Below are 12,332 nucleotides of genomic sequence, written 5' to 3'. Positions count from 1 at the left end.
GTTAACCTCCGCTGCTGCCAAGAAAGGTCTGCCCACGGCGCGGGCAGCATTTATAGGGTCGCCACAGCGTCCAGGCATATGCGCCATCCTCCGCCAGTTTATCGGCGTAATAGTCGGTGGAGGAGCCATCCGGGAAGATGGTGCAGGAGGTGGATTTTTTAGGAACCAGCATCTGCCACTGGTGGTTATTGCTGTCGCCTTCCGTAACCGGATCTGGAGGCCAGTAACCGTCGTGTGAAGTGGCAGTCAGCGGAATATAAACATGTGACTGACCGCTGCGTGTTACCAGATCGGCGGTGCGTTGGGCGATGATTGCCCCGGCCTTGTAGTCATGCGTCTGGCTGAGCGCCCCGGCTCGTGGGTAGATATTGCCCCACATATCGCCGTCTTTGCTGACTTCGCGCAGTCCTGGCGTTAACGCCTCCGGGTAGAACATTTCCGGTACACCGCTGCGCCAGGCGAGCGCATCCAGCGTGCTGAGAAAGTAGGGGAGGAAAGGCTGTGATGACGGGGCGCAGACGTAGCCAAACTGGGCGAAGAAGTTTGCCAGCGCATCACCGGCAGGGAAGCCAATCGCATCAGAATTTTTAAAGCGGACTTTGCTGTGCTGGCCGACGGCGCGGGGATTGGTATCGCCACCAGCTTCAGCGATACCGGGCAACGGCGAGCTTAACGGCGACATCTCAGCCCACGGGTTTTGTCCGGTAACGCTGTAGGCTGATACCACCAGGTCCGGGCGGAAATGCCGTACCTTCACTGATGTACGTACCGAGCAACCAAACGGTGAGCAGAACAGCCAGTAGCAGACGCCCACAATCTGGTATTGCACGCATTCCGGCGACAGCGCAGAGGCGGCGATTTCCGGCGTGGTGATAGCCTGTGCGGCAGGCACAGCCAGTGAGATTAATGAAGATAGAACAACGTGACGAACAGGCATATGGCACTCCGGATGAGACGGATGCCGTGGGTTTATCGCACTCTATGAAAGTTTTCCCGTCGAAACTCAATATCCAGATGGGAAAATTAACGGCGGCAGGGGATGCCGCCGTGGAGAATTATTTAAAGCGGGTAGTGGCGTTAATTTGTGTGCCGATTTCAATTTCGCTCAACGCATAGCTTTCCGGCGCGGTATTGATGACGATGCGGGCGTGTTGATTCTGCTGCAATGGCGTATCCAGCGTGATTTTCAGCCCTTCGGCAATACCCGGATCATCCGTTTGCCAGTCCAGATCGAAATCAGGCTTCACAACCGTCCAGTCGCCGTAGCCGTCGGCGGATACCTCAATACGGATATTCTGCGGTGCGGTGGATTGTGCCTGTGTGGCATAGAGGACCAGTGTGTCGAAATCCACCGACTGATGCCACTCTATATAGATATAGCGGAACTGGTCGTTGTACCAGCGTTCATTCTCCTCCTCGGTGCCGCTGCCTTTGGGATAAGTATCCGCGACGCTGAAGTGATCGCCGTCGTTCAGCTTGCCTTCCCTTGAGGTGGAGTTATCGCCGTCATAGCCATAGATATTAATAAAGGCGCGTTCGGCAATATTGTATCCAGGCAGTAACGGGTTCTGATAATTCGGCCATGGATCGGCGGGCGTATCCGCTTTTTTAAATACCCGGTAATAATCGATAGTGAAGGTTTCGTCGTTGGGCAGCGGCGGGTCGTTATCGTAGATATTGCCCACTTCGGCGTTATTAGTTTCATGGTGATTGAGAGAAATCAGCGGGAACATGCGGTAATCAATCTCAGTTTCTATTGTCGAAACCAACTGTCCGTCGATATAGAGCTTCAGATATTCCGGATCCCACTCCATACCGTAAATATGATAGCCATCATCCAGATCCGGTAGCGTAGCGCCCTCACCGTAAGCTGTCACCAGCGACTGGCTTGCCTCTCCTTGTCGAGGCAGCAGATTAAACTTAACGACGTTCTCCAGAGTGAAGACTTCCGGTGAATCGACCTCCATATTTTCGGTGTACACCGCATCCTGCATCCCCAGGAACCAGAAGGCCGGGGCCAGTCCGCTGCCGCTCAGAAAGCGGGTGCGGATTTCAAAATAGCCGTAGCGGGTGGCAAAGGCATCGTAATACGGCATATGGTTGGTGATAGGAAAACCGCCGCTCGGCCACTGATTCATATAGTCCCGCGTGCCGCCGGTGATACCCGCGACCTTGTAGGTGTTGTTGCTGGCTCGCCACGGTTGCCAGTATCCCTGCCCGGCATTATCGACATACAGTTCTAGGCTGACGGTGCCGTCTGATTCAGTAATAAAACGATAGCGGGCGCGGGAGGCATCCAGATCGCCCCAGCTTGCCTGGTAATACGGGCACCAGCGCGGGTCGAGGTCCGGTCCGTTAAATTCGTCGCTGAGATCGGGTTGATAGATCCAATCTGCGTTATCGGGCAGAAACGGTAATATTGGTGTACTCATGATGGTAATCCTCTTCAGAAGCTATAGATAAAACCGAGGCCGGTTTTGTGGAACTTCACAACAGGCTTATCGCCGGGAGATAAATCATGCCGGGCCTGCACTTCATAGGCGTAATCCAGCGTCATGGAGAGATGGGGCGACAGCTTTTGCTCGATAAAGATGCCGGTACGGGTTTCCGTGGTGTGCATCCGTTGATTGCGTGAAGCATTTTGTGACCAAACATCCAGCGTCCAGCGCCCATAAGGCGTGATGGTGGTGGGGCCTGCGTCAAACAGTGAGAAGGTGATTGGAATATAAGGGCGCAGCTGCGAGCGGCAGAACTCACCGGTCTGGTCGTCGCTGTTGGTATTCCAGCCCCGGTCGATAAAGTAATTCAGCCGCACCGCGATGGTCGGATTAAAGCGATATTCGAAGCCGCCTTCGCCTTTTAATTCCCGGTTCGCCAGACCGTTTTCATGCAGATTGTTGTACCAGTTGTAGACCGTCACCCAGCCGGTGGATTTGAATTTATCGGTGAAATTAATCCGCCAGTCGGGCTGGAATGACCAGCGCTGGGAGTTATAGCCGCCGGACTGCGTTTTTTCCGGGTTATCCTGATAGATGAAGGTGTAATTTCTGAAGTGGAAGGTCATGCCTAGCGCCAGATCCTTTTGGTCTACCATCAGATAGCGGGCGTCAAATTCGTATTGGTTAAACCAGTTGTCGCGGCTGAATCCATCGCTGTAATTGGTGCCGTGGGTTTCCTGATAATAGGAACCGTAAAACGTCCAGCGATCGCGGGAGAAATCCATCCATAATGTGGGTTCGAAAAAGCCGTCTTTATCGTACGACTGCCCTTCTTTGTTTTCGGTTTCTATCAGCAGGCCAGCTCGGACTTTCCAGGGCTTTGATGCCGGAGTCTGGTCGAGACCAGTATCCATTTCTTGCTGAATATCGTCGGTATCAATATCCGCTGCCATGACGGGTAGGCCGATACCGGATGCCAGTAGTGGCAGGGCGCAGAGTAGGGTATTTCTGTTCATAAGCTTTCTCGCAGAAAGGGAAAATGCCGCAAAAATGGGCATTCTCCTCGGTATCAGGATGGGGTTATTGGGTTGCCGCCAGGACGCGGACTTCCGCCAGCTGTGGCTTCAGATCCGGGCGCAGTTTGAAATCTGCACTGGTCAGCGTGACCCTGACTTTCTGCGCTTCGCCTTTATATGGCACCGCATTGACGACCTGCTTTTGCGAGAAGTCTTTCGATTTATCCTGAATGGTGTGCCAGTTACCCTGTGCGTCCTGAATCTCTACCGTCCAGCCAGAGACCACCGGATTACGCATATCCTCCGCCGTCTGCTCAAACTCCAGCTCGATACCGTCTACCTTCTGCACGCCCTGAAGATCGATAATCAGATCCGCAGGCCAGGTTTTATTGCCCCAAAGCGTTGAGGATTTGCCGTCTACTACCCGTTCGGTTGAGAATTCGGCGTTGATAATATCGCCGTGGGTAAAGACTGGCTTATTGAGCGCCAGATTGCGCTTGTCCTTCCTCTCCCGGTACGGGCGTAAGTCTTCGCTGGTGACGGAGAATTCTTTCAGCGCCTGCTGCGCCAGTTGTCGGATATCGTGCCCGGAAGGCTGCGTCGGATAGCCGTTACCGGTCTGATTGACCCAGCGATATTCCAGCGGGAACCAGTGGACCTTGATGGCATCCTGCTTCTGCCCGGTCGCAGCCGAGTTCTTCAACGCCTGAATCCAGGTCGCCCAGCGCTGGTAGTAGAAGTCACCGGTCAGTCCCTGCCACTGGCGGTTGGAGTAATCGCGCAGCCCGGCGTCGGCGGCTTGCTCGGTTCCCCATGTAGTGACCATTGCCCGTGCGTTAAACTCGAACTGGTCGCGGGTCCAGTCGTCCATGTCATCCAGCATCGTGCGGGCGCTGTTGATCCAGGTGCCGAGCATAAATTCCGGGCGGGTGCCGAGCACCTGATCCTGAAGTTTGATAAGACGCAGGAACTTGCCGGAAAGCTGGTTGAAGGCGCTGTAATCCTTCGCCATCCACGCATCTTCAAAGGCGCGGTAATATTCATACGAGGCGTTAGCCAATACCTGACGGGTGATATCCACCAGATCGTGCTGATACGCTGGATTATCCTTAAAGCGGTCGTAAACGCTCAGGTAGAGCGGCAGGATTTTTTCAAACTCGGCCTTGTCGTAGTCGATAAGCGCGGTGTAGTAGGTGCAGGCGTGGGTGACGCCAAAGCCGGGCTTGGCGTCGATGATGGAGTCTTCCGCCCGTTGGCGGTCTTTGCGGTGGTGATACGCGGTTTTCACCATAATATCCCATGCCTGCTCAATCTCTGGCGACTGCGCACCGTAGCGGCTGGTGAGCCAACTGTGGATATACGCCGTCGAGGATATGGGCGATTTTTCCCATGCCATGTCATAGAGCATTTCGTACAGCATCGGGTTGGTACCTAGCGATTCAGCGGTGACGCCGACACCTTTCATATTTTTCGATTCCGCCAGCGATTGCGGGATCTCCTGTGCCAGCACTTCCGGCATCCCGGAGAAGCCCATCCGACCGCCAAAGGCGTGCAGCATGTTCCAGATCCACGGCGTGTTGCTGAACTCGTGGCGAATAGCATGGTTGGGCTTGTTATCGGCGTAGAGATCGAGGATCAGCGCGTGATCTTTCTTCAGGCCGTTAAGGAAGGCGTCGGTGGGGTTTTCCTGCCAGTTCTGGATAATCCACACGGCATCTTTATCGTGCTCCAGCATCTTGTTTTGCACGGTCTGCGCCACTTTCACCATGTCCAGATCGGTGCGATTACCGCCTTCATGGAACGGATCGACGGCGTAGTAGTGGCTGATATCACCGAAGGTGGTTTTCAGCGTCTGGTAATAAACGTCGGCGACTTTGCTGAAATAGTCCGCTCCCTGCTTAACGTAGGTGCGCAGCATTGGCGGGCGGACAAAGCCAACCCAGTCGCCCTGATCGATCACCTGCGCCTGCGGGTTTTTGGCGGCGAAAGTATCCGGCACCTGCCCGGCAAAGCCGGGGAAGACCGGCGTGATGCCGTATACTTCCATCCTGTCGTGGATTTTACGCGCCAGCTCGGTGCGCTGGGCAAACCAGCTCTGCGGCAGCGGGCCGCCAAAGCTCTGCATATTCGCCATATAAAACCAACCAAAGTAAGCCGGGCCGGGCAGATACTGGCGCACATCATTATCGCTGTAGCCGAACTGGTGCAGCATCCGCCGCTGAACCTCTTCCTGACCGACAACATCCAGCATCAGGTTGACACCGTTCATCGCCGCCCAGTCGAGGAATTGCTCGTAATCGTGCCAGCGCCAGAACGCCATGGTGTAGGACGGCGTGCAGAAGTTAAGGGCATACTTGTACTGATACGGCGTCGCTTTTTCCGTCACGCCCTGCGGCATCGGCCAGTCTGTCGGTATCGCCAGATTGGACACATTTAGTGGGTCATAATTGACGTGCAGATAATTTTTCAGATACCAGTTCAGCCCGGAGGCCAGTGAAATACCGTTTGGTCCGCTGATGCTGATTTTGCCGTCAGTTGCTTTTACGGTGAAGCTGTCTTTGCCGGTGGTGGAGGGCGCAACCGCGAAGATAAAGCGGTTCTGGTACTGTGCGCCGAGCACCCGCTCAACCAGCGCCTGCGCTTCGCTGATGACTTCCTGCTGGCGATACACTGTGTTCTGGCGACGCTCATGGCGTTTCGCCCATTCGGTGGTTGCGTAATCGGTGACCTGAATCGCAGGCGGCGTCGGCGCGGTATCGCTGATTTTATCCCCCGTTAGATAGATATCGTTGACCACGCCCTTTGTACCCGCCGAGTAGTCGGTGATGTTGATGCGCAGGCGGCTGGCGCGAACGTTAAGCGGCAGTCGGTCGTTCGGTTTGCCAGTCTTTGCGGAGGCGATTTTGCGGTAAGTCACGCCATCCTCGCTGCTATAAACGTCGAAGTGCGTTAGCGTATTGAGTGGGGTAGAGAGCTGTAACTCGCTAAGCTGGTACGTGCCTTTTAAGTCCATCTCCAGCCAGCGGTTGTAATCCAGCTTCGACTGCCATTGGGTTGCCGGATTATTGTCCAGCAGAGGCTGACTGACATTGTTGCCTTGTGCATCCATCACACGAATTGCCGACGCAGATAAGCGACTGTTTGCTGCCGCCTGGTGGCAGACCAGAGAAATTGACAGCGCCAGTAAAGAGAGCCATCCGGTTGTTTTTTTCATACTTGCCATCCTGTTTGTTGAAATTCAAAAAACGATGACAGGAAACAAACGGGAGGCTTATGACCATTATCATATACGACAGTCCGTTATTTATGATCCGCTTCACTTCATTTGTTCCATGCGGAAAAAGAGTTTGCCGCTGCGAATAAATAAATCAGCCATAAACTGTGTATCCGTTCACGCTAATTTCCTGTGGCGTTATGACAACGGTTATAAGCAGGTTTTTAGGTGCTCTTTATTCTGAATCTGACGAAGTTCCGACTCTGAGGGCATTATGGCTATTCAACGCGATACAAAATGGAATGTGATCCTCTGGGGATTCTTTTTCCTGTTCTATTACTACAACTGGTCTTCCTGCTTCTTGTTTTTACCCATGTGGCTAACCCAGATGGTGGGGCTGGATAAAACGCATATTGGTATGGTGTTTTCCTCCTTTGCCGTGGCGGCTATCTGCCTGCAACCGCTGCTGGGCTGGGTAACGGATAAGCTTGGGCCGAAGAAATACTTGCTGTGGCTGATCGTTATCCTGATGGTGCTCTTCGCGCCGTTCTTTATTTACGTGTATACCCCGCTGCTGCAAAGCCACTTTGCGATTGGGCTGGTGGTGGGCGGGTTGTATCTCGGATTTATCTTCCACGCAGGCTATGGCGCGGTAGAAGCCTTTGTCGAGAAAGTCAGCCGTAATCGGGGCTTTGAATATGGTCGCCCCCGGCTGTTTGGCTGCTTCGGATCGGCAGCCTGCGCGACTATCTCCGGCATTCTGTATGGCTTCGATCCGACATGGATTTACTGGATTGGTTCGGCGCTGGCGTTACTGCTGGTGGTGATCCTGCTGGTTGCCCGCTCTGAGCCGCTGCCGGGGATTGAAGCGGAACAAGTCCGCCAGCAGAAGGTCAGCGTGTGGGAATTGTTTAAACTCCGCCGGTTCTGGTATTTCACATTATATGTATTAGGTGTGGCCTGTATATATGATGTCTTCGACCAGCAGTTTATTAATTTCTTCACTCGTTTCTTTGACCATCAGGAACAGGCGGCGAGAGCATTCGGTTATATCACTACCGCCGGAAATCTCGGCGATGCCGCCGTAATGTTTTTTATTCCCCTGCTGATTAATAAATATATTGGTAGCAAGAATGCATTATTAATTACCGGTACCATTATGACGATTCGGATCGTTGGTTCATCCTTTGCCACTGGCCCGATTGAAGTGCTCTTTTTACGGATGCTGCATAATTTTGAAGTCCCTTTCCTGCTGATTGGTATTTTCAAATATATTGCTGACGTTTTTGATACTCGTCTTTCCGGGACCATCTATCTGGTGGGAGTGATGTTTATCAAGCAATCCGCCGCCATTGTTTTATCAACAGTTGCGGGCCATCTGTACGACACTATCGGCTTTCATAACACCTATCTGATCCTTGGCAGTATTACCGCCGCGTTCACTCTGCTGTCCGCTTTCCTGCTGACTTCAACCCCACGACAGAAAACGGCGGACGCCTGCGCGCCCGTCACACTCTAATGGAGAGAACATTATGCAACCGAATATTCTGGTCTTTTTCACCGATCAACAGCGCTGGGATACGGTGGGCTGCTACAACCCTGCCGTCAGTACTACCCCTGTGCTGGACCAGCTTGCCCGCGAGGGCGTGAAGTTCGAAAACGCCTTTACCGTCCAGCCGGTCTGCGGCCCGGCGCGTTCCTGTCTGCAAACCGGGCGTTACCCGACGCAGAACGGCTGTTACCGCAACAATATCGCCATGCGACAGGATGAGGTGACGCTGGCGAAGCTGTTCAATCAGGCGGGATATGACACTGCCTATATCGGGAAGTGGCACCTGGCGGATCTGGATGAAAAACCCGTACCGGAAGAACTGCGCGGCGGCTGGCAATACTGGCTGGCGGCAGATGCGCTGGAACATACATCGCACCCTTACGGCGGTCACTTTTTCGATAACGATAACCAGCCGGTGCATTTCGACGGCTACCGGGTGGATGGCCAGACTACGTTCGCACTCGATTACCTGAAAAATCGCCAGCGGGATAATCCGTTCCTGCTGTTTCTCTCTTACCTGGAGCCTCACTTTCAGAACGATATGGCGCGTTTTGTCGCCCCAGATGGCTATGCCGAACGCTTCCAGACCGCATCGGTGCCGCCGGATCTGATTAACCGCCCCGGCGACTGGCCGCAGAACCTCCCTGATTATTACGGTATGTGTCAGAACCTGGACGAAAACCTTGGGCGTATCGTCGATTACCTGAAGGCCAGCGGCGAATACGACAACACGATTATTCTGTTCTTCAGCGATCATGGCTGTCACTTCCGCACCCGCAACGATGAATACAAACGCTCGTGCCATGAGTCCAGTATTCGCATTCCCTGTGTGGCACGAGGTGGGCCATTTAGCGGTGGCAGGACGGTGGAGCATCTTGCGACGCTGCTGGATATTCCGGTCACGATGTTGAGCGCCGCAGGCATCAAAGTACCGGATGCCTTGGTAGGCCGTGATTTGCAAACGGCTCTGGATGCTGATGATTGGGACGAGGAGGTGCTGATCCAGATAAGTGAGTCGGAAGTCGGGCGGGCGCTGCGCACCACGCGCTGGAAATATGAAATTGTCGCGCCCGGCAGCGATCCGTGGAATGAGTCTGCCGCGATGATTTACGTGGAGAGCCAGCTTTATGACCTGCTGAACGACCCGTGGGAGCGCCAGAATCTGATTGCCAGTCCTGAACATGCGCGGATTCGCGATAAATTACGTCAGGATATTGGCCGCAAAATGACGGCGATTGGTGAAGACCTGCCCGTCATTGTTCCGGTGGAGTAAGTGATGACAACATGGATGATTGCCGCGCTATGCGGCTGTGGTATGGCAACCAGCCTGCTCTCGGCGCTGTTCGGCGTCGGGGGCAGTATTCTGCTCGTGCCGGTGCTGCATTTGTTGTTTCCGCAATGTGCTGTGCAGGTACTGGCTGCGACGTCCCTGACGGTGGTGATGCTGAGTGCGTTGATTAACGTCTGCGCCTTCTGGCGACAAGGGATCCGGTTAAATACGTGGCTGCTGGTGCTCTGGTCGCTGGGGATGGCGACGGGAATGCAGGCGGGCGTGTACGCCAGCTTTTTGCTGTCGGATAAGGTGCTACTGATGTTGTTTGCACTAGTTCTCGTGGGGCTGGCATTACGCTGTGGATTTTCGCACCAGACAATCAGCGAAAACGTCCAGTTAGACAACCGGACGCGCAGCGCCGGGATGTTGTTGTGTACCGCTGGTGGTGCCGTGGCCGGGTTAACCGGGCTGGGTGGTGGTTCCGTGCTCGCACCGCTGATGTCGCAGCTCTCTGGGATCCCGCGCCAGCATATCGCTGTGTACTGCAACTGGATGATGCTGTTCGGCAGCGCCGGAACGGTGGTCAGCTATCTGTATCGCACTGCACCGGATATCGGCGCATTACCACCGGCGATGCAGTTTGGTTACGTCAATATGGCCATTGTGGCCGTGATTTTTCTCTGCACGCTGTTGTTCCAGCCGATCAGCATGAGGTTGCGCACTCTGCTACCTGAATGCTGGCTACAGCGCGTTTTCTCCGGAGTATTGCTGATGATTGCCACGTTGATTCTGGTGACGCTATGAAACACGCTTTCCATCTGATGGCAAAACCTGCGGGCTGGCGCTGCAATCTGGCCTGTGATTACTGTTTTTACCTGGCAAAAGGGCAGGGTGTGCTGCGTGATACCTGCGGACAGCGGCACATGTCCGATAAGGTACTGGAAACGTACATTCGCCAGTACATCGCGGCATCGCCCGGCCCGGAGGTGAACTTTACCTGGCAGGGCGGCGAACCGACGCTGGCCGGACTGGATTTTTATCGCCGGGCCGTGGCGCTTCAGCAGCGCTATGCCGGGGATAAGCGTATTACCAACAGCCTTCAGACCAACGGCGTACTGATTAACGACAAATGGGCGGCATTTCTGGCTCAGCATCGGTTTCTGGTCGGAATATCGCTGGATGGCCCGGCGCATCTGCATAATCATTACCGCAAGACAAACAGCGGTCAGCCCGTGTTTGAGCAGGTGATGGCGGCGCTGGATATCCTGAAGCGTCATCGTGTGGACATCAATATCCTGACCGTGGTGAACAATGTGACGGCACAGGCTCCACTGGAAATTTACCGCTTTCTGACGCGTGAGGTGGGGGCTGAGTTTATCCAGTTCATTCCGGTAGTGGAGCATGACGTGCAGCGCGGGCTGTTGCCCTGGTCAGTGACGGGAGAGGATTACGGGCGGTTTATGATCGCCATCTTCGATGAGTGGATACGCCATGATGTCGGGCGGGTATTCGTTCAACTTTTTGATAACGCACTGGCGGCGTGGTTGGGCGAACGCCCGGCGCTGTGCGTGATGCAGCCCACCTGTGGACGCGGGCTGGTGGTTGAGCAGAACGGCGATATCTACAGTTGCGATCACTATGTGGATGTGGAACATCGGTTAGGCAATCTGCTACAGCAGCCGCTGGAAAAGCTGGTTGTGGGTAAAGCACAACGACGGTTCGGCCAGCAGAAAGCGCAGCTCCCGGATGATTGCCATCGTTGTCCGTGGCGCTTTGCCTGCCAGGGTGGTTGTCCAAAGCATCGACTACACGAGCGGCTGAATCATCTTTGTGCCGGATATCGCATGATGTTTAGCCATATGGATCCGTATATGACCTATATGGCGCAGCAGATTCGTATGCAGCAGTCTCCGGCTGGGGTGATGTCGGTAGCGAATGACATTGCGTTGCATATTAGTAATAACATGCCTGCGACATCACGTGCTGCCATAACTGATAACGTAGCTCTCATGTTAAGGATGAAATTACCGGGTGAAGATTCCCCCGGTTCCTAAGAATGATTAAAATTTAGCGGGTAAATCGTGCTTATTATTAAGTATTTGATTTGTGAATTTTACCATTTTATCAGTCTTAATATTTTTGAAGTTATCGTGTATTGTCTCAATGTAATAGCTGAGTTTTTCAGCATGATTAGTATTGTTAAGGTCATCTATGTAAGGTAAAGATTTATTTATAGCATTCTTAATTTCGTTAATAAACGAGAGCCCGGCTTCAATGTCAGAGTAGACGCCATTCCGCATCCTGATATATTCTTGTAGCTGATTATTAATTTGGTCAAAGCGAATGTTGGCCATCTTGCTGTCATCTTCTGATTGTACGATCTTCGCCTCGTATTCCTTGATGGACTCTTCGAGGTTTTTTATTTTAGCACTATATTCTATTTCTTTTAATGCGGCTTTTTGTTTTGCATCACGAAGTTCTTTGTCATAGGTGACAGAATCTTCGGCAACTTTTTTAGCAATCAGCTCTGAGGATTTTAATGTCCAGCGAAATATGATTGCCTTTTTATGTATGATTTCGAAGAGGCACTGTACATATGGGTACAAAGCCGCTGCTATACACCCAAACACGATAGGGAATATGATGGAGGTATTCTGTGCTATATAGTTTATTCTGGTATCTACATTTGTAGATGTAGAGAACGCATATATAATATCTCGCCAGTTATCCACACAAAATGAGAGTGCTATAAAACCAAAAAAAGAATTATTTATTCTTTGCAAGAAAGCATCTTTAATTGAGCTAAAAGGGGAATTGTCTTCAAACATATCACCACCAA

At 53.0% G+C, this 12,332-nt stretch carries 9 protein-coding genes; 4 read left to right on the top strand and 5 right to left on the bottom strand.

What is annotated here, in order from left to right; genetic code table 11:
- Position 1: 1 nt before the first annotated feature.
- From FDX19_RS18880 to FDX19_RS18865, 4 genes are all read right to left on the bottom strand, one after another.
- Complete coding sequence (locus FDX19_RS18880; protein WP_137383909.1) at positions 2-937, bottom strand: TIGR03756 family integrating conjugative element protein; 936 nt, start codon at positions 935-937, stop codon at positions 2-4.
- Positions 938-1,055: 118 nt separating this feature from the next.
- Complete coding sequence (locus FDX19_RS18875) at positions 1,056-2,432, bottom strand: glycoside hydrolase family 16 protein (RefSeq protein ID WP_137383908.1); 1,377 nt, start codon at positions 2,430-2,432, stop codon at positions 1,056-1,058.
- Between the two features lie 14 nt (positions 2,433-2,446).
- Complete coding sequence (locus tag FDX19_RS18870) at positions 2,447-3,454, bottom strand: OmpG family monomeric porin (protein ID WP_137383907.1); 1,008 nt, start codon at positions 3,452-3,454, stop codon at positions 2,447-2,449.
- A gap of 64 nt (positions 3,455-3,518) precedes the next feature.
- Complete coding sequence (locus FDX19_RS18865; protein WP_137383906.1) at positions 3,519-6,668, bottom strand: alpha-N-acetylglucosaminidase TIM-barrel domain-containing protein; 3,150 nt, start codon at positions 6,666-6,668, stop codon at positions 3,519-3,521.
- Between the two features lie 274 nt (positions 6,669-6,942).
- Here FDX19_RS18865 and FDX19_RS18860 point away from each other — a divergent pair, with 274 nt between their 5' ends.
- The 4 genes from FDX19_RS18860 to FDX19_RS18845 are packed head-to-tail and all read left to right on the top strand — an operon-like array spanning position 6,943 to position 11,547.
- Positions 6,943-8,187 carry an oligosaccharide MFS transporter gene (locus tag FDX19_RS18860; protein WP_137383905.1) on the top strand — a complete coding sequence of 415 codons (1,245 nt, stop codon included), beginning with the start codon at positions 6,943-6,945 and terminating at the stop codon, positions 8,185-8,187.
- Positions 8,188-8,200: 13 nt separating this feature from the next.
- Positions 8,201-9,493 carry a sulfatase-like hydrolase/transferase gene (locus FDX19_RS18855; RefSeq protein WP_137383904.1) on the top strand — a complete coding sequence of 431 codons (1,293 nt, stop codon included), beginning with the start codon at positions 8,201-8,203 and terminating at the stop codon, positions 9,491-9,493.
- A 3-nt stretch (positions 9,494-9,496) separates the two neighbouring features.
- The gene (locus FDX19_RS18850; RefSeq protein WP_137383903.1) at positions 9,497-10,297 is read left to right on the top strand and encodes a sulfite exporter TauE/SafE family protein; all 801 of its coding nucleotides are present in this window, start codon (positions 9,497-9,499) and stop codon (positions 10,295-10,297) included.
- A complete protein-coding gene (locus FDX19_RS18845; protein ID WP_249357571.1) occupies positions 10,294-11,547 on the top strand; it encodes an anaerobic sulfatase maturase in 1,254 nt (417 codons plus the stop codon). Before FDX19_RS18850 ends, FDX19_RS18845 begins: the two co-directional genes overlap by 4 nt.
- 6 nt (positions 11,548-11,553) lie before the next feature.
- Here the strand turns inward: FDX19_RS18845 and FDX19_RS18840 are convergent, their stop codons facing one another.
- Positions 11,554-12,321: a hypothetical protein gene (locus FDX19_RS18840; protein ID WP_137383902.1), complete on the bottom strand. Its 768-nt coding sequence runs from the start codon at positions 12,319-12,321 to the stop codon at positions 11,554-11,556.
- Positions 12,322-12,332: the final 11 nt, after the last annotated feature.

This window comes from Citrobacter sp. wls619, from assembly GCF_005281345.1.
GTDB lineage: Bacteria > Pseudomonadota > Gammaproteobacteria > Enterobacterales > Enterobacteriaceae > Citrobacter.
This window is presented reverse-complemented; position numbering and strand designations above follow the sequence as displayed.